Genomic DNA, 16,294 nt, shown 5'->3' with positions numbered 1-16,294 from the left:
ATGTTTTTTTTGGCGTGCTGCGCCTTGCCGAAATGCCAGCTGATGCCTTCGTCCGATGGCGGCGGCGATATGGATCGCGAACCGTGAAATCCGGGCCGTCATGGTTTGTCCTTCTCTGCTGCGTCCCATCCGCGATCGGGTCGACGCCGCCACCGCGGCACCCGCCAGCGCCGGCCGCTGAAATCACCGTTACCCAAATCACGATCCAGCAATCGGTGATCGTCCGAGTCCCGAAGCGCGTGCCGCGGCCAAAGCCGCTGCGCTGGAAGGAGAAGAAAGGCCCGAAATGCATCGCCATGGCGACGATCGCCGGTGCCGCGATCGTCGCGGACGATGCGATCGATCTCGCGTTGCGCGGCGGGCAGCGGATGCGCGCGCAATTTTCGTCCAGCTGCCCCGCGCTCGATTATTATTCGGGCTTCTATATCCTGCCCACCGACGACGGCCAGATCTGCGCCGACCGCGACGTGATTCGCACCCGATCGGGTGGCCAGTGCGAAATCCAGCGCTTCCGAATACTCGTCCCACGCGATTGAATAATCTGGTCCTGCTTCAGGGTAACACATTATAGCTGCGTATTTTTCTGTCCTCCCCCGCCAGGGGGAGGTGTCAGCCGCAGGCTGACGGAGGGGCGGACGGCAATGCGCCGGGAATAGTCGGAAGCTGGCGGGGGCCAGGCTAAAGCCGATCGTCGCCCGCCCCCTCCGTCACCTTCGGCGCCACCTCCCCCTGGCGGGGGAGGAGAGAAAGAGTCGGATGATGCCCCAATCATGCTTCTAAAACGCCCAACATTCTTGACAAATCGCCGGTCTGCGCCCAAGCGCGGGGCCGATGAAGCGGTGCTCCGTGCCGCCCTTTTCCGGACACAGCATGACATTTGCCGACCTCGGCCTTTCCGATGAACTTCTCCGCGCGGTAACCGAAGCGGGTTATACCGAACCCACTCCGATTCAGGCGCAGGCGATCCCGTCTGTCCTGATGATGCGGGACCTTATCGGCATCGCTCAGACGGGCACCGGCAAGACCGCCGGTTTCGTGCTGCCGATGATCGACATCCTCGCCCATGGCCGCAGCCGGGCGCGCATGCCGCGCTCGCTGATCCTCGAGCCCACCCGCGAGCTTGCCGCGCAGGTTGCCGAGAATTTCGAGAAATATGGCAAATATCACAAGCTGACGATGGCCCTCCTGATCGGCGGCGTGAACATGGGCGAACAGGTCGCGGCGCTCGAAAAGGGTGTCGACGTGCTGATCGCCACGCCGGGCCGCCTCATGGATCTGTTCCAGCGCGGCAAGATCATGCTCAACGGCTGCAGCCTGCTGGTCATCGACGAGGCGGATCGCATGCTCGACATGGGGTTCATCCCCGATATCGAGGAAATCTGCACCAAGCTGCCGGCCACCCGCCAGACTTTGCTGTTCTCGGCGACGATGCCCGGGCCGATCAAGAAGCTGGCCGACAAGTTCCTGTCGAACCCCAAGCAGATCGAGGTGTCGCGCCCGGCGAGCACCAATCTCGCGATCGAGCAATTGCTCGTCGAGACGACGTCACGCGGCAAGCGCGAGACGCTGCGCGGCCTGCTGCGCGCCGACGACATGAAGAACGCGATCATCTTCTCGAACCGCAAGACCACGGTCCGCGAACTGGCGACCAACCTTGCCCAGAACGGCTTTTCGGTCGGTCAGATCCATGGCGACATGGAACAGTCGGAGCGGATCCGCGAACTCGATCGGTTCAAGAATAACGACATCAACGTCCTCGTCGCCTCCGACGTCGCCGCCCGCGGGCTCGACATCAAGGGCGTCAGCCACGTCTTCAACTATGACGTGCCATGGCATCCGGACGATTATGTCCACCGCATCGGCCGCACCGGCCGCGGCGGACTGACCGGCAAGGCGATCACTCTGGTCACCGAAGCCGATGCCGAGGCGATCGCCAACATCGAGAAGCTGACCAGCTTCAAGATCCCGCGCCTTGCGGGCGGCGCGAAACCCGAACGCGCGGAAGTCGAAGAGGCCGCACCCACTCGCGAGGAGCGCAAGCCCCGCCGCGGCCGTGGAGGTCGTACCCGCACCGAGGAACCGGTGGTCGCGCGCGAAGCCGAGCCCGAGGTCGTCGAGGCGCCCGTGCATCGCGAGCCGGCACCGCGTCGCGAGGAACGTCCGCGTCAGGAAGATCGTCCTCGCCAGGAAGAACGCCCCCGCCGCGACGATCGCCCGCGGAGAGACGATCGTCGGAGTCAGCCGCAGGACGAGCCTGATGATGGCTGGAATGGTCCGATCCCGAGCTTTCTGGAGTTTGGCTTCGGGCATTAAGGTGTAGGTGCCGGGCGGGCATTTCTTCTGGGACTCGACTTGCCGCCGGCAACAACGATGTTAGCATGCCGGCTGCATGGACGATTACGAACAGAACATAATCGACAATGTGCGTGACCATGGCTGGTTCTGCACATCCGTTTTTGGTTCTGATGAATCCGATCCGTCGTTCAGCTATTCCGTCGGTTTTACCGAAACGCTCTCGGCGCCAGAATTCATTATCTTCGGTCTCGACACGAGGCTGATGCATTCGATGCTATGGGAAGTGTTCCGTCAGATCAGGGACGGCAAGACTATCGGCGATGGCGAACGCTGGTCGAATCTGATCGAAGGTTTTGATTGCATCAGTCGGCCCGTACATTCGACGAATGTGATCCGCGAATACTTAAACTCCGCTATTTGGTTCTGGGGCGATCCGGTCAAAAAGGGCATGATTTTGCTGGCCTATCAGCTCTTCTGGCCCGGCGCGAAGGACGGGCTCTATCCTTGGGAGCCGGGAAGCAACGAGCTAGTTTGTGAGCTTCAGCCAATACTGTATTTGCCGAACAGGGCTTTGAATTAGCCACCTGAGAGATGCCGCAGCCTTGTGAAACGAGCCTAACTGCTATTTTTCAATCATACTATCAACTGTCCATGTCTGCCATCCAAAACATCGTCATCCTCACCGGCGCCGGCATCTCCGCCGAATCCGGCCTCGCCACCTTCCGCGGCCCCGGTGGCCTGTGGGAAGGCCACCGGGTTGAGGATATCTGTACCCCCGAAGCGCTCGCCCGCGACCGCCCGCTCGTCCTCGAATTCTACGACGCCCGCCGCGCCGCGCTGACGACGGTCGAGCCCAACCCCGCCCATCATGCTCTGGCCCGCCTCGATGCAGAATGGCCGGGCGAACTTCTGATCGTCACCCAGAATGTCGACGATCTGCACGAGCGGGCCGGGGCGAAGCGCATGCTCCATATGCACGGCGAACTCCAGTCGGCCTTGTGCGAGGCCTGTGAGGTGCGCCTGCCATGGGCCGGGCCGATGATCGGCCACGCCGATTGCCCCTCATGCGGAGCGAAGGGGGCGCTCCGGCCCGATATCGTGTTCTTCGGCGAAATTCCCTATCAGATGGATGTGATCGACCGCGCGCTGGCCCGCGCCGATCTGTTCGTGTCGATCGGTACATCGGGCGCGGTCTATCCGGCCGCCGGCTTCGTCCAGACCGCGCGGCATTATGGCGCGCAGACGCTCGAACTCAATCTGGAACCGTCCGCGGGGAGCTTCCATTTCGACGAGAGCCGGATCGGGCCAGCCAGCAGACTGGTGCCGGAATGGGTGGCGGAGCTGAACGGTTCGTAAAGGCGGAATTTTGTCCGCCGCCGAACCGTTCAACCCGCCTGTCTTCAGGCCGCCTGCAGCGTGCCGGGTGCGGAGAGGCGGTCCTTGCCAACGCCGTCGATGGCGATGCGGCGTGGCTTCATGGCCTCGGGCACCTCGCGCTTCAAGTTGATGATCAGCAGGCCATTTTCGAAGCGCGCCTTCTGGACCTCTACGAAGTCGGCGAGCTGGAAGCAGCGTTCGAAGGCCTGACTGGCGATGCCGCGGTGGAGGAACCTGCGACTGGCGGGGTCTTCCGCCTTGCGTCCTGTCACCGTGAGCTGGTTCTGCTGCGCCACGATCTCGATCTCGTCGGGCCGGAAGCCAGCGACTGCGATCGTAATGCGATAGCTGTCCTCGCTCTCGCGTTCGAGATCGAAAGGCGGCCAGCCGTCGGCATCGTTGCGAACGCTGGCTTCAAGAATGTCGAAGAGCCGGTCGAACCCCACGGTCGAACGACGATAGGGCGAGAAATCGAAATTTGTCCTCATAGCCAAATCCTCCAAAAAGCAATTTGATCATGAGAAGCGCCGGGACATGCGCCGACGCTCTCGCTACCGGGCCAGTTCTGCACCCGGCGGATGGCGAAATAGGGTTGGCTGTGCCACCGTCAAGATGTTCAGGTAAGAATGTTTCTCATGATTATAGTCTCTTGACGAGGTTGTTCGACATTCCAAAATAGGAGCTGGCGATTCCGCCGACGTGGAAGGAGTGACAGGAAGAAAGGAGGCTACCCGTGTCCTACTCCCATTTTCGACACCCGTTCGATATTGCGCGCCATCCAACCTTCGAACCTGAGGTCAAGCGCGCCATCCTCGCATCCTGGGCGTCCGATGCTGCAGCCGTCCCTGGCCAGCCAGCGCTTCGCAAGCCCTATGTGCTCGATCGACCGGTCCCGCTGGACGACGTTCTGGCCGCACTTCGCTCGCTCGATAGTTGAAGGGGATAGCCAGATGTCGAACAAGTTTCTCGCTTATCTCGAACGAGAACATAGCCGGCTCGAACGCGCCGTTGCCGAGGAAAGTCGGAAGTTGAGGCCCGATAGCGCCGAGTTGAAGCGGCTCAAGAAGCTCAAGCTCGCCGTCAAGGACCAGATTGCCGGTTGGCGTTCGCACGCGGACCTATACGCAGCGCAATAACGACCGGAGCGGGTGCGCCCGCTCCGGCCCACAGATGCGGCAAGCTGTAGTGCGAAACTGCATTCCTGGGGTGTCGCTCACTCCACCCAGTCGAGCCCGATCTCGCGATACAGCCCGCGATCCTCTTCCCACTTCTCCGATACCTTCACGTGCAGGAACAGGTGCACCTTGCGGCCGAGCAGGTTCGATATCTCCTCGCGCGCCTTGGTGCCGATCTCCTTCAGCCGCGCGCCGCGCTTGCCGAGTACGATCGCCTTCTGGGTATCGCGCGCGACCAGGATCTGCTGGTGGATCGCCACTGATCCGTCCTTGCGCTCCTCATATTTCTCGGTCTCGACGGCGCTCGCATAAGGCAGCTCGGCGTGGAGCTGGAGGTAGATCTGCTCGCGCGTGACTTCGGCGGCCAGCATGCGGTCGGTCGCGTCGGACACCTGATCCTCGGGGAAATGCCATGGTCCCTCGGGCATGCGCTCGGCCAGCGCCTGCTTGAGGTCGGCAACGCCATCGCCGGTCGAGGCCGAGATCATGAAAATCGCCTCCGGGTTCAGCGCCTCCTGCAACTGCATCGCGAGGTCGAGCAGGCTCTCCTTGGCGGTGATGTCGACCTTGTTGAGGATCAGCAATTTGGGCTCGCGCCGCTCGGCCAGGGTCTTCACCAGTTCGGCGATCTTGGCGTTGAGCCCGGTCTTGGCGTCGAGCACGAACGCGATGAGATCGGCATCCTGCGCGCCGTTCCAGGCCGCGGCGACCATCGCGCGATCGAGCCGGCGGCGCGGCGCGAAGATGCCCGGCGTGTCCACCAGCATGATCTGGCTCTCGCCTTCCATCGCGACGCCCATCATCCTGGTGCGCGTGGTCTGCGCTTTGGGGCTGACGATCGCCACTTTCTGGCCGACGAGCGCGTTGACGAGGGTCGATTTACCAGCGTTCGGGGCGCCGACGATTGCGACGAAGCCGCATTTTTGGGTCAAGACAATTTCTCCAGCAGGGCCTTGGCGGCCGCGGTTTCGGCTTCCTGTTTCGATGCTCCCTCGGCGCTGACTTCGGCGCGGCCGGGGATCGATACGGTGATGGTGAAGCGCGGCGCGTGGTGTGGGCCGGTGCGCGCGCCGGTGGTGTAAACGGGTGGACGGCAGCCGTGTGACGCGGCCCATTCCTGCAATGCGGACTTGGGGTGCTTGGGCGCCTGGAGCTGGCCGGTCACGAGTCCGCCCCATGCCTTGCGGATGAACGTGCCTGCCGCCGGCACACCGCCTTCGAGAAAAAGGGCACCGATCAGCGCCTCGACGACGTCGCCCAGCACATTATCGCTGCGCACAGCACCATCGTCGCGCGCTTGCTTGCCCAGCCGCATATGGGTGGCGACACCGATCTCGCGGCCAATCGCGGCGCAGCTTTCGCGACTGACGATCACGTTGAAGCGACGCGATAATTTGCCTTCGGGTTCGTCGGGATAGATTTCATACAGCCAGCTGGCGACGACCATGCCGAGCACGCGATCGCCGAGGAATTCGACCCGTTCATAATTGTCCGGACCGTAGCTGGCATGGGTCAGCGCGCGCACGAACAGCGACAGGTCGCGCGGCTCATGGCCCAGCGTCGCACTTATCCAGCTTCGGATCTGTTCTTCATTCATCGCGCGCTCCTAGCCGATTGGCCGGGATGCGTCACCTGTGGGCGTGATGTGGGGCGAATCGCTTGCGACTGCGTGAATGCGCGCATGCTCTTAACGCGTCATCCTTGCGGCTGGATACTGGTCAAATCGCCTGCAATCGGGCAGGTTCGAGCGATGGCGGTGATCAATCTCAACAAGGCGCGCAAGGCGAGGGCCCGGGAAGCGGAGCGGGCTCAGGCCGATGCCAATCGCCGGGCCTTCGGGCGGACGAAGGCCGAAAAGGCGCGCGACAAGATCGAACGCGATCGGGCCGACAAGGTGCTCGACGGCGCGGAGATCAGCGCGCCAGAACCATCAGGGCGGTGATGAGCCCCAGCGCGCCGCCCCACAGGGCGATGGCCGAGAGAATGAACTGACCCAGTTCGCGCCGCGATCCCGTGACATGAGGCAAAGCGAAGTCGGCCGCGGCGTGCCGGCCGAGCTCCTCCTGCAGTGCACGCGCAGGTGAGGGCACGGGCTGGGTGATCATGCCGGGAACCACCGGCTGTATCGGCGCTTTTGCGGCGGGTGCCGGTGTCGGCACCAATGTGCCGCCGTCCCGAATCTGTCTTTGCGATGCCGCCATATCTGCCTCCCGAGCCCTTGAGGTGCACCGTTTCGGTAAAGATTGCCTGAACGCGCGTGGTTAATCGCGTCTTATTTCAGCCGATCTGTTCCCAGGCGGTGGAGAGTTCAGCGATCATCGCGCGCGCCTGCGCCACTGGCTCCATATCGCCGGCCCGTCCGCCATGCTGAACCAAGCGGCGGCTTTCGCGATACACCTGCGCCAGATGCACCGCCAGCTCGCCGCCATTCTGATAATCGAGGCTGGTTTCGAGCGCGATCAGCACATTTGCCGCGCGGGCCTGCTTCTCGATCATCCGGGCACGATTGCCCATGCGGTGCGCGGCCATCATCGTATCGATCGATTTTATCAGCTCGTCGAACAGGATCGCGATCAGCTTGTGCGGCGATGCGCCTTCGACCTGGCTCGTGAGATCGACGTTCTGATAGCGGGCGCGGGCGCCGCCGGGATAGCCGGGGGAGAGAAACATGCGTCTTTCCTTTCAGTGTCGCAAACGGACGCGTTCAATTGCCGCTGGTGCTGTTCGTCCAGACTTTGACCTGCTGGGTCAGGTAGCTCTGGGTCGAACTATAGGCGAGCAGTGCCTTCTGCATGGCTGCGAACTGGGTGGTGAGCTGGGCGCGATAGGTCGTGTCGCGCGCGGCCAGTTTATCCTTGGCGGCGGCGATCGACGTTTTTTCGGCGTCGAGCGCGCTTTGCGAGGCGGTCAGCGCGCCCGAACTTGAGGTGAGCGTATCCTTGATCGCCGCAAGCGCGCCCTGCAGCCCCAGGTCGACTGTGATCGTCGCGCTGGCCACAGTGCCGAGCGGGGTGAATGTCAGCCCGTTCGCGGCCGAGAAGAAAGACGCAATGACGCCGTCATTATAGGGCAGAGCCGGCGAGCCATCGATATCCGCCCGTGCCGGTGTCGTGCTGTTGGCGGCGGTGGCGTTGGTGACCGTATATATTCCGCCCTTGGTTTTGCCGACCGCGCTGGTGATCTGGATCAGCGCATTGTCACTGCGCTGGGCAGGATTCAACATCGCCTCCACGGCGTCCGGGTTGGACGACATCACCGTCGACAGTCGCGCGGTGTCCAGCGACAGCGAGCCATCCTGATTGGTCGATACGCCGATTTCGGCCAGCGTCGTGGGGCCGCCGTCGGTCGCATAGGTTAGCGCGGTGCTAGTAAGCTGGGATAGGCGACGTACAAGTTCGCGAATGCCGTTGTCACCGCGTAAGCTGCCGGTCTTGGGATCGGTCATTTTGTTCAGCGTGGTCTTCATCTCATTATACGCGCTGACGAAGTCGCTCACGGCTTGCGAGATGCCCGCGGTCGGGCGGTTTGCGCCGATAGTGACGGAGGTGCCGGGCGCGGCCGACTGCAAATCGATCTTCACGCCTTGAATCACGTCGGAGAAGCTGTTGCTCGCCTTGCTGATGGCGACGCCATCGACGGTCAGTTCGGCATTCTGCGCTTGTTGGGTGCGTTCGAATCCCGTGATATTATTGGGGTCATAGGTTGTCGGATCAAAGGTGAAGCGCCCGATGCCGGTGGCGTCTCCGCTCGACATGCTCAGCGAAAAGGCGTTGGCCGTTCCGGTTGCGCCCTTAACCACCAGTCGCGTGCCGGCATTGTCGGTTACCGTGCTCGCCGAAACGCCCAGCCCGCTATTCTTGATCGCAAGGGCGAGCCCGGCCATCGAATCATTGGTAGAATCGATCGTGATCGTCGCGGTCTTCGTGCCGACCGTCAGCAGCAATGTGCCCTGGCCAACCGACGTCGCACTGCTGGCGAGCGCAGGGGAGCTCAGTGTTTGTCCAGTCGCAAGCTGGCCCACCTTGATCGTTGACGAAAGCTCGCCAAGCCGGGCGCCAGGCAGCGCGCTGACCTGCAGGATCGAACTGTTCGATGTCGTAGGCTGTGTAAAAAGGGTTCCGCCGGCGGTCAGCGTCTGCAGCGAGGTCGAAAATGTGCCGATCGTGCTGATGGCTGACGCAAGATCGGAGATTTTCGCGGCGTTGGCAGTATCCTTGGCGTTGAGGGCGGCCGTCTGGTTGGCGCTGTTGGCGTTTGCCAGCTGATCGACCAGCGACGCCGTATCGATCGAACCTGCGCCAAGCGCCTGCGTGATTGTCGATCCGACCGAAGATACCATGTGTCACTATCCCTTACCGACCGAGATAACGGCCGCGCAGGCTTCTGCTTTAGGTGCTAAATCCTTTATTATTCGCAAATTGCCGGGCTAGCCGACCGGGCGACCTTCCTCGTCGAAGCGCGCCTGTTCGGGCACCACCACATCGGGCTGGACATAGCCTTCGGCCATCGCCCGATCGAGGTTGAACACGAACGCCAGGATCGCGGCGACCGCGATGAACAGGTCTTCGCGGATCAGTTGACCGGCGCGCGTCGTATAGTAGATCGCACGGGTGAGCTGGGGGTAAGACAAAACCGGCACGTTGGCTTCGGCCGCCAGTTCGCGGATGGCCTGCGCCGTCGCACCGCGGCCGCGAGCCACTACGATCGGAGCGACATCGAAGCCCGGTCGATATTTGAGCGCGACCGCGAAATGGGTCGGGTTGGTGAGCACAACCGTGGCCTCGATTACCGCGGTACGCGCCGATCCGCGCAGCGTTGCCATCTGCCGCTGGCGGATCGCCGATTTCATCTCTGGCGAACCTTCGGTCTGTTTGCTCTCGTCCTTCAATTCCTGTTTGGACATGCGAAGGCGCTTCATGCGCTGAAATATCTGCGCGGGCACGTCGACACCGGCCACCAGCCCGAGCGCCATCGACATCACGATCACGGCATAGACGAAGGCACTGCCCAACTGATCGAGTGCGGCGCGCAGATCCTGCTGCCCCAACGTCACGATCGACTTGATCTGGCCGCTGAGTAGCCAGTAGCCGACCGTGCCGAGTGCGATGATCTTCACCAGCGCCTTGCCGAGCTCGACGAGCCCCTGCACTCCCAGCACGCGCTTGAGGCCCGCCGCCGGGTTGAGCTTGCTTGCCTTGAACGCGATCGCCGACCAGCGAAAACCCAGCGAGCCGAGCAAGGCCGGTGCCGCGATCGCCGCCAGGAAGGTCAGCAGGAACAGCAGGGCGACCGGCATGGCGACCGTCATGACCATCGACAGGATCGCCCCGACAGGATCGAAATGCTCGACGGCGCTGGAGTCGAAACTGAGCGCGTTGCCCAGCATTCGACGCAGTGATTCCATCATCCATGGGCCGGCCATCGCGATCCAGCCGGCGCCGACCAGCATCACCAGCGCGGTGCCGAGTTCGCGCGATTGAAGGACATCGCCTTCCTCCGCGGCGTCGTGGCGGCGCTTCGCGGTTGGGGCTTCGGTTTTTTCGTCGCTCTCGGGACCGTCTGCCATGGTCTATCCCAGCGCCAGGTGCCGTGCAGTGGCCAGGCTACGCTGCACCGCTGCGGTGATGCCGTCGCCGATCGAGGGCGCGGCGATGGCGAGCAGGACCAGTCCCGCCATCAAAGTGGCAGGCAGGCCGACCGAGAAGATGTTCATCTGCGGCGCGGATCGCGCCAGCATAGCCATCACGAGCTGGACCAAAATCAGCGCGAAGCCGACCGGCAGGGCGATGGCGAGGCCTGCCGCGAACACGTCGCCGCCGAACAGGACCAGTTCCTGGATGCTCCGCGCTCCAAGCCAGGCTTCACCTGGCGGCATCGCGCGATAGCTTTCGACGATGATTGCCGCGAGCTGCAAATGGCCGCCGATGCCCAAGAACAGGAACAGGGCGATGATTGAGAGGAGCTGCGAAATGGCCGGTGTCGGCGCGCCGCTAGCCGGGTCCATCATCGCGGCAAAACCCAGGCCCATCGCATTGCTGATCACTTCGCCTGCCACCAGCGCCGACGCAAAACCGATCTGAACGGCGAAGCCCAGAGCGAGCCCGATCATGATCTCGCCTGCCACCATCATCACGCCTTCGAACGAGGCGATCCCGCCCTGCGGCAGCACGAAATGGGTAGCGGCAAGCGCGGGGATTCCAATCGCCAGCGATACGACCAGTCGAAGTTGGATGGGTACCGCGGGCGCGCCGAATACCGGTGCCGCCATGAACGCGGCGCCCGGCCGGATCATCGCAACCATCCACAGCCAGAGCTGGGTTTCAAGCCCGGCAAAGGCGGTCGGCATCATCGCATGAGATCGGGAATGCGCGCGAACATTTCGCGGGTGAAATCGACCATCAGCATCATGATCGCACCGCCGAATAAGGCGAGAGCCGCGCCGACCACGATCAGCTTCGGCACGAAACTCAATGTCTGCTCGTTGATCGATGTCGCCGCCTGAATCATGCCGAGGATGACACCGGCCGCGAGTGCCGGGATCAGGATCGGTGCCGATGCGAGCGCGAGAATCCACAGCGCCTGCTGCGCGATGCCGATGAAGAAATCGGGGGAGGCGGTGCTGTTCATGCGTCTTTCCTCGACTTTCCGCGAAAGCAAATAGCCCTCGCCCCCTTTAGGGGGAGAGGATTGGGAGAGGGGGCAGTGGGGAAGAGGTTCGCGACAAAGTCTCCAGCACTGCCCCCTCTCCCCGGCCCTCTTCCCCGCAAGCGGGGGAGAGGGAGATACGCCAAGTCAACCACCGCCGAAACTCGCCGCGAGCGAACCCATTGTCAGCGCCCATCCATCGACCAGCACGAACAGCAGCAGCTTGAACGGCATCGATATGATCGCCGGCGACAGCATCATCATGCCCAGCGACATCAGGGTGGAGGCTACCACCAGATCGATGACGAGGAAGGGCAGGAAGATCAGGAAGCCGATCTGGAACGCGGTCTTCAATTCGCTGGTCACATAAGCCGGCAGCAGGATCGAGAAGGGGACGTCGGCGGGTGATGCGAATGCCGGAACCTTGGCGAGGTCGGCGAACAGCTTGAGATCGGTCTGCCGGGTCTGCCGCATCATGAAGCCGTGGAGCACCGTGCCCGAACGGGTCACCGCTTCCTCGATCGTGATTTGGCCGGCGCCGTACGGTTTGAACGCACTGGCGTTGATCTGATCGAGCGAGGGCCGCATGATGAACATCGACAGGAACAAAGCCAGCCCGACCAGAACCTGATTGGGCGGGGTCTGCTGGAGGCCAAGCGCCTGCCGCAGCAGCGAAAGCACGATGATGATCCGGGTAAAGCTCGTCATCATCAGCACCAGCGACGGCAGCACCGTCAGCAGGCTCATCAATATGAGGATCTGGAGCGACAGCGACAGCGGCTTGCCGTCGCCTGCGATCGTCGTCATCGCCTTGTCCAGCGCGCCGCTCTGGGCGGGGCCTAGTTGCGAGCCCGGGATATCGGCGGCGAACGATGGTACGGCGAACAGCAGCAATAGAAGGGCTATCGCTACGAGTATCCAATTCCTCCCCGGAACGGGGAGGGGGACCGCTCGAAGAGCGGTGGAGGGGCCTGCGCTACATCCGAAGCGCGCGCAGGCCCCTCCACCATCCTGCGGATGGTCCCCCTCCCCGAGAAAGCTCGGGGAGGAATTGGAAGCGAGGCGAAAGGTCATGGTCATTTCCTAGTCCTTTCAACACGCCAAAGGGTTAATTTCGCGTTAGCACGCGTTAATTTCTCGCTTTCGCCGGCTCAATTCACAGGAAATTATACGGGTCGACATCCACCGCCACGCGCACGCCGCGCGGCCAGGTCAGTGCGCCGAGCCAGCCCCGGATCACTTCCTGCACGTCGAGCGTCCGCCGCGCATGGACGAGCAGCCGTTGGCGGTGCCGCCCGCGCAGCATGGCGAGCGGGGCAGGGGCGGGGCCGAACACATGCATCCCGTCCACTTCGGGCGCGCTGCGTCCGATCAGCCGTGCCGTCTCCGCGGCTTCGTCGGCATGTTCGCTCGACACGATGATCGCGGCATAGCGGCCGAACGGCGGCGCATGCGCCATCCGCCGCGCCTCGGTTTCGGCGGCATAGAAGCTCGCGGCATCGCCGGAGAGCAACGCCTGGATCACCGGCGCGGTCGGCTCATGCGTCTGGACATAGACATGCCCGGGCTTCTCGCCGCGCCCAGCGCGGCCGGCCACCTGCGCGATCTGCTGGAAGCTGCGCTCGGCGGCGCGCAGGTCGCCGCCGGACAGCCCCAAATCGGCATCGATCACGCCGACCAATGTCAGGTTCGGGAAATGATAGCCTTTGGTGACGAGCTGGGTGCCGACCACCACGTCGATCGCACCAGCCTCCATCCGCTCGACGAATTCGGCGGCGCGCGCCGGGGTCGAGAGCGTGTCCGATGTCGCGATCGCCATCCGTGCGTCGGGGAAGAGCGCCGTCACCTCATCCGCGATCCGCTCGACGCCGGGGCCGCAGGCGACCAGACTGTCTTCGGTCTTGCATTCGGGGCAGGCGCGCGGCGGCGCCATGGTGTGCCCGCAGTGGTGGCATTGCAGCCGTGCGACCAGCCGGTGCTCGACCATCCAAGACGTGCAATTGGGGCATTGGAAGCGATGTCCGCAATGACGGCACAGGGTCAACGGCGCAAATCCGCGCCGGTTGAGAAACATCAGGCTCTGTTCGCCGCGTGCGAGTGTCTCGGCCAGCGCCCTGATCAACGTCGGCGCGATCCATCGGCCGCGCGGCGGCGGATCGGCGAGCAGGTCGATCGCGATGATCTCCGGCATTTCGGCAACGCCGTGGCGCGCGGTGAGCTTGAGTTCGGTGTAGCGTCCGATCGCCGCCTGCTGGCGCGTCTCGATCGCCGGGGTGGCCGAAGCCAGGACGACCGGAATGTCCTCGAGTTTCGCGCGCATCACGGCAACATCGCGGGCATGGTAGAGGACGCCATCCTCCTGCTTGAAGCTCGTCTCATGCGCCTCGTCGACCACGATCAAGCCGAGGTTGCGATAGGGCAGGAACAAGGCCGATCGCGCCCCGACCACCACCTTGGCATCGCCACTCGATATCGATCGCCACGCCCGTCGGCGCTGCGATTGCCGCAATTCGCTGTGCCATGCGACCGGCCGCTCGCCGAACCGCGCTTCGAAGCGCTTCAGGAACGGCTCGGTCAGCGCGATTTCGGGGAGCAGCACAAGGCTTTGTCGATCCTGGCGCAGCGCAGCGGCGATCGCCTCGAAATAGACCTCGGTCTTGCCCGATCCGGTAACACCGTCGAGCAGGAACGGATGGAACGCCTTCGCGTCGACAGCGTCAACCAGCATGCCGGTCGCAAGCTGCTGCTCGTCGGACAGGTCGGGCGCGGCATGATCGGGATCGGGCGCCGGCCAGGGCGAATCGATCGACACCGTTACCGCCTCGATCGCGCCGGACTTCACCAAGCCGCGAATCACTGCCTCGCTGACCTCGGCTATCGTCGCCAGTTCGCGGATCAGGCCCTGTCGCGCGCCGATCCGATCGAGCGCCTGTTCGCGTTGCGGCGTCATTCGGTCCGGAGCCACGCCGGTCAGTCGATATTCCGTGATGCTGCGGGTGCCGTCGAGCGCGCTCGATGACGGCAGCGCCATGCGCAGCACAGCTGCCGGCGGTGCCAGATAATAATCGGCGGTCCACTCGATCAAGCGGCGGAGCGGCGCGGCGATCGGCGGCACGTCATAGACGCTGAGCAACGGTCGCAGCCGATTGTCGCCGACCTGATTGTCCGACGGCAGGCTTTCCTCTTCCCACACCACGCCGACAAGCTGGCGGGGCCCAAGCGGCGCGAGCACGATGCTGCCGGGCGCGACCGCATGCTCGCGATCGGCGCGATAATCGAGCGGCCCGAGGGCGGGGTTGAGCAGGAGCACATGGGCACGGGCCATGGCGCCTGATTAGGGGCCATGGCGCGGAAAGGAAATGCGCGATGGTCGATCAGCGGCTATAGCGCCGGGGAATCAGAGATCATCAGGGAAGCAACCATGAAATTCTTCGTCGACACAGCCGATACCGCGGACATTGCCGAACTCGCCGCCACCGGCCTGCTCGATGGCGTCACGACCAACCCCTCGCTGATCGCCAAATCGGGCCGCAAGTTCGTCGAAGTCGTCGAGGAAATCTGCGGTCTCGTCGAAGGGCCGGTATCGGCCGAGGTCGTCGCGCTCGATCATGCGACGATGATGAAGGAAGCCGAGATCCTTCGCAAGATCGCGTCGAACGTGTGCATCAAAGTGCCGCTGACGATCGACGGGCTGAAGACCTGCAAGGCGCTCACCAACGAGGGAACGATGGTCAACGTCACCCTGTGTTTCTCGGCCAATCAGGCGTTGCTCGCGGCCAAGGCCGGCGCCTCGTTCATCTCGCCCTTCGTCGGCCGGCATGACGATGTCGGCTTCGACGGCATGGCCCTGATCGCCGATATCCGCCAGATCTACGACAATTATGATTTCGGCACCGAAATCCTTGTCGCCAGCGTCCGCCACCCGATCCACATCCTCGAATCGGCCAAGATCGGCGCCGACGTGATGACCGCGCCGCCAGCCGTCATCAAGGCGCTGTTCAATCACCCGCTCACCGACAAGGGTATCCAGGGCTTCATGGCCGATTGGGCGAAGACGGGTCAGTCGATTCTCTGACTAAAATCCTAAATTCCTCCCCGAGCAATCTCGGGGGAGGAGTTGGAAACCCAAATTCCGAGCGCGTAATAATATCGCCATTGCCTGTTAACCAATGTGGCATAGACTGCGCCGATGGGCAGTGTGATCGATTTTGAAGGTGGCGCGATGGCCTCGCTCCGCCGCCGCATGGCGGAGGTGGAGGAGGCGAATCAGGATCTGATCGCTTTCGCGCGCGGCCATTCGGGCGCTGTTTCCTCGATCCACGCCGCGGTGCTGGCGGCGACCGATGCCGACGGGCTCGATCATCTGATTCACATCGTCACCCAATTGTGGCCAGATCTTCTCGGCCTCGACGCGGTATCGGTGGCGTTGTTCGTCGGCGATCGGGGATTGCGCGCCGATGCGTCGGGACTGCAATTCGTCGAACGCCGCATCGTCGAGCGATCGATCCAGGACATTGACGGCGTGGTGATGCGCGGGGTCGATCGCGGGCATCCCTTGTTCGGGCCGGCATCCGAACTGATCCGTGCCGAGGCTCTGGTACGGCTGCCATCGGAACCGCCGCTGCCCGGCGGTGTGCTCGCTTTGGGCCAAAGGCGCCCGCAGGGGTTCGACAATCGTGCGGGTTCCGAATTGCTGGGCTTCCTCGGCGCGATGCTTTCGCGCATGATCGGGCGGTGGCTGCTCCCTTGACCCTTCAGCGATTTCGAGCCGAGTGGAATCACTCGGCGGCTCGGAAATCGCG

Annotated in this window: 20 protein-coding genes; 9 read left to right on the top strand and 11 right to left on the bottom strand. The window is 63.3% G+C overall.

Features of this window, described 5'->3' with window-relative positions; translation table 11 throughout:
- The first annotated feature begins 215 nt into the window (after positions 1-215).
- From BLS13_RS10420 to BLS13_RS10405, 4 genes are all read left to right on the top strand, one after another.
- Entirely contained in the window at positions 216-536 is a 321-nt protein-coding gene (locus BLS13_RS10420) for a hypothetical protein (RefSeq protein ID WP_256325807.1), read from the top strand.
- A gap of 334 nt (positions 537-870) precedes the next feature.
- Complete coding sequence (locus BLS13_RS10415) at positions 871-2,313, top strand: DEAD/DEAH box helicase (RefSeq protein WP_093451903.1); 1,443 nt, start codon at positions 871-873, stop codon at positions 2,311-2,313.
- Positions 2,314-2,389: 76 nt separating this feature from the next.
- Positions 2,390-2,875: a DUF4262 domain-containing protein gene (locus tag BLS13_RS10410; protein ID WP_093451901.1), complete on the top strand. Its 486-nt coding sequence runs from the start codon at positions 2,390-2,392 to the stop codon at positions 2,873-2,875.
- A 71-nt stretch (positions 2,876-2,946) separates the two neighbouring features.
- A complete protein-coding gene (locus BLS13_RS10405) occupies positions 2,947-3,651 on the top strand; it encodes an NAD-dependent deacylase (protein ID WP_093451899.1) in 705 nt (234 codons plus the stop codon).
- Between the two features lie 44 nt (positions 3,652-3,695).
- Here BLS13_RS10405 and BLS13_RS10400 read toward each other — a convergent pair whose 3' ends face one another.
- Positions 3,696-4,160: an Hsp20 family protein gene (locus tag BLS13_RS10400; RefSeq protein WP_093451897.1), complete on the bottom strand. Its 465-nt coding sequence runs from the start codon at positions 4,158-4,160 to the stop codon at positions 3,696-3,698.
- Positions 4,161-4,405: 245 nt separating this feature from the next.
- Between BLS13_RS10400 and BLS13_RS10395 the strand changes: the two genes are divergently transcribed.
- Together BLS13_RS10395 and BLS13_RS10390 are read left to right on the top strand one after the other, a co-directional pair.
- The gene (locus BLS13_RS10395) at positions 4,406-4,609 is read left to right on the top strand and encodes a hypothetical protein (RefSeq protein WP_093451895.1); all 204 of its coding nucleotides are present in this window, start codon (positions 4,406-4,408) and stop codon (positions 4,607-4,609) included.
- A 13-nt stretch (positions 4,610-4,622) separates the two neighbouring features.
- Positions 4,623-4,808, top strand: coding sequence for a DUF465 domain-containing protein (locus tag BLS13_RS10390; RefSeq protein ID WP_093451893.1), 186 nt, complete (start codon positions 4,623-4,625; stop codon positions 4,806-4,808).
- A 77-nt stretch (positions 4,809-4,885) separates the two neighbouring features.
- Here the strand turns inward: BLS13_RS10390 and era are convergent, their stop codons facing one another.
- The gene (era, locus tag BLS13_RS10385) at positions 4,886-5,779 is read right to left on the bottom strand and encodes a GTPase Era (protein ID WP_093451892.1); all 894 of its coding nucleotides are present in this window, start codon (positions 5,777-5,779) and stop codon (positions 4,886-4,888) included.
- On the bottom strand, positions 5,776-6,444 hold the full coding sequence (gene rnc, locus BLS13_RS10380) for a ribonuclease III (protein WP_093451890.1): 669 nt from the start codon (positions 6,442-6,444) through the stop codon (positions 5,776-5,778). The genes era and rnc overlap by 4 nt, the downstream gene beginning before the upstream one ends.
- Before the next feature lie 153 nt (positions 6,445-6,597).
- Here rnc and BLS13_RS10375 point away from each other — a divergent pair, with 153 nt between their 5' ends.
- Positions 6,598-6,789 carry a DUF4169 family protein gene (locus BLS13_RS10375; RefSeq protein ID WP_093452026.1) on the top strand — a complete coding sequence of 64 codons (192 nt, stop codon included), beginning with the start codon at positions 6,598-6,600 and terminating at the stop codon, positions 6,787-6,789.
- Here BLS13_RS10375 and BLS13_RS10370 read toward each other — a convergent pair.
- The 8 genes from BLS13_RS10370 to BLS13_RS10335 all read right to left on the bottom strand — a co-directional run bounded on the left by BLS13_RS10370 (position 6,761) and on the right by BLS13_RS10335 (position 14,817).
- Positions 6,761-7,048 (bottom strand): hypothetical protein, encoded by a 288-nt coding sequence (locus BLS13_RS10370; RefSeq protein ID WP_093451889.1) that lies wholly within the window; start codon positions 7,046-7,048, stop codon positions 6,761-6,763. The genes BLS13_RS10375 and BLS13_RS10370 overlap by 29 nt on opposite strands.
- Positions 7,049-7,124: 76 nt before the next feature.
- Positions 7,125-7,517 carry a flagellar export chaperone FliS gene (fliS, locus tag BLS13_RS10365; protein WP_093451887.1) on the bottom strand — a complete coding sequence of 131 codons (393 nt, stop codon included), beginning with the start codon at positions 7,515-7,517 and terminating at the stop codon, positions 7,125-7,127.
- Positions 7,518-7,551: 34 nt separating this feature from the next.
- Positions 7,552-9,186, bottom strand: coding sequence for a flagellar filament capping protein FliD (gene fliD / locus BLS13_RS10360; RefSeq protein ID WP_093451885.1), 1,635 nt, complete (start codon positions 9,184-9,186; stop codon positions 7,552-7,554).
- Positions 9,187-9,273: 87 nt separating this feature from the next.
- Positions 9,274-10,413 (bottom strand): flagellar type III secretion system protein FlhB, encoded by a 1,140-nt coding sequence (flhB, locus tag BLS13_RS10355; RefSeq protein ID WP_093451884.1) that lies wholly within the window; start codon positions 10,411-10,413, stop codon positions 9,274-9,276.
- A gap of 3 nt (positions 10,414-10,416) precedes the next feature.
- Complete coding sequence (fliR, locus tag BLS13_RS10350) at positions 10,417-11,196, bottom strand: flagellar biosynthetic protein FliR (RefSeq protein WP_093451882.1); 780 nt, start codon at positions 11,194-11,196, stop codon at positions 10,417-10,419.
- The gene (gene fliQ / locus BLS13_RS10345) at positions 11,193-11,474 is read right to left on the bottom strand and encodes a flagellar biosynthesis protein FliQ (protein WP_037526370.1); all 282 of its coding nucleotides are present in this window, start codon (positions 11,472-11,474) and stop codon (positions 11,193-11,195) included. The genes fliR and fliQ overlap by 4 nt, the downstream gene beginning before the upstream one ends.
- A 165-nt stretch (positions 11,475-11,639) precedes the next feature.
- Positions 11,640-12,566, bottom strand: a complete 927-nt coding sequence (gene fliP / locus BLS13_RS10340) for a flagellar type III secretion system pore protein FliP (RefSeq protein ID WP_093452024.1) — start codon at positions 12,564-12,566, stop codon at positions 11,640-11,642.
- An 82-nt stretch (positions 12,567-12,648) separates the two neighbouring features.
- Positions 12,649-14,817, bottom strand: a complete 2,169-nt coding sequence (locus BLS13_RS10335; protein ID WP_093451880.1) for a primosomal protein N' — start codon at positions 14,815-14,817, stop codon at positions 12,649-12,651.
- Positions 14,818-14,913: 96 nt separating this feature from the next.
- Here BLS13_RS10335 and fsa point away from each other — a divergent pair, with 96 nt between their 5' ends.
- Together fsa and BLS13_RS10325 are read left to right on the top strand one after the other, a co-directional pair.
- Positions 14,914-15,567, top strand: coding sequence for a fructose-6-phosphate aldolase (gene fsa / locus BLS13_RS10330; protein WP_093452022.1), 654 nt, complete (start codon positions 14,914-14,916; stop codon positions 15,565-15,567).
- Between the two features lie 114 nt (positions 15,568-15,681).
- Positions 15,682-16,242 carry a DUF484 family protein gene (locus BLS13_RS10325; RefSeq protein ID WP_093451879.1) on the top strand — a complete coding sequence of 187 codons (561 nt, stop codon included), beginning with the start codon at positions 15,682-15,684 and terminating at the stop codon, positions 16,240-16,242.
- Positions 16,243-16,294 lie beyond the last annotated feature (52 nt).

The organism is Sphingomonas sp. YR710, from assembly GCF_900101455.1.
Taxonomy (GTDB): domain Bacteria; phylum Pseudomonadota; class Alphaproteobacteria; order Sphingomonadales; family Sphingomonadaceae; genus Rhizorhabdus.
Note: the sequence above shows the minus strand (reverse complement) of the source record. Positions and strands in the feature narration are given on the sequence as shown.

Excerpts from the sequence above, each read along its gene's own strand:
- BLS13_RS10415 (WP_093451903.1), top strand. The coding sequence starts at position 871 with ATGACATTTGCCGACCTCGGCCTTTCCGATGAACTTCTCCGCGCGGTA.
- BLS13_RS10410 (WP_093451901.1), top strand. The coding sequence starts at position 2,390 with ATGGACGATTACGAACAGAACATAATCGACAATGTGCGTGACCATGGC.
- BLS13_RS10405 (WP_093451899.1), top strand. The coding sequence starts at position 2,947 with ATGTCTGCCATCCAAAACATCGTCATCCTCACCGGCGCCGGCATCTCC.
- BLS13_RS10400 (WP_093451897.1), bottom strand. The coding sequence starts at position 4,160 with ATGAGGACAAATTTCGATTTCTCGCCCTATCGTCGTTCGACCGTGGGG.
- BLS13_RS10390 (WP_093451893.1), top strand. The coding sequence starts at position 4,623 with ATGTCGAACAAGTTTCTCGCTTATCTCGAACGAGAACATAGCCGGCTC.
- rnc (WP_093451890.1), bottom strand. The coding sequence starts at position 6,444 with ATGAATGAAGAACAGATCCGAAGCTGGATAAGTGCGACGCTGGGCCAT.
- BLS13_RS10375 (WP_093452026.1), top strand. The coding sequence starts at position 6,598 with ATGGCGGTGATCAATCTCAACAAGGCGCGCAAGGCGAGGGCCCGGGAA.
- BLS13_RS10370 (WP_093451889.1), bottom strand. The coding sequence starts at position 7,048 with ATGGCGGCATCGCAAAGACAGATTCGGGACGGCGGCACATTGGTGCCG.
- fliS (WP_093451887.1), bottom strand. The coding sequence starts at position 7,517 with ATGTTTCTCTCCCCCGGCTATCCCGGCGGCGCCCGCGCCCGCTATCAG.
- fliD (WP_093451885.1), bottom strand. The coding sequence starts at position 9,186 with ATGGTATCTTCGGTCGGATCGACAATCACGCAGGCGCTTGGCGCAGGT.
- flhB (WP_093451884.1), bottom strand. The coding sequence starts at position 10,413 with ATGGCAGACGGTCCCGAGAGCGACGAAAAAACCGAAGCCCCAACCGCG.
- fliR (WP_093451882.1), bottom strand. The coding sequence starts at position 11,196 with ATGATGCCGACCGCCTTTGCCGGGCTTGAAACCCAGCTCTGGCTGTGG.
- fliQ (WP_037526370.1), bottom strand. The coding sequence starts at position 11,474 with ATGAACAGCACCGCCTCCCCCGATTTCTTCATCGGCATCGCGCAGCAG.
- fliP (WP_093452024.1), bottom strand. The coding sequence starts at position 12,566 with ATGACCTTTCGCCTCGCTTCCAATTCCTCCCCGAGCTTTCTCGGGGAG.
- BLS13_RS10335 (WP_093451880.1), bottom strand. The coding sequence starts at position 14,817 with ATGGCCCGTGCCCATGTGCTCCTGCTCAACCCCGCCCTCGGGCCGCTC.
- fsa (WP_093452022.1), top strand. The coding sequence starts at position 14,914 with ATGAAATTCTTCGTCGACACAGCCGATACCGCGGACATTGCCGAACTC.
- BLS13_RS10325 (WP_093451879.1), top strand. The coding sequence starts at position 15,682 with ATGGGCAGTGTGATCGATTTTGAAGGTGGCGCGATGGCCTCGCTCCGC.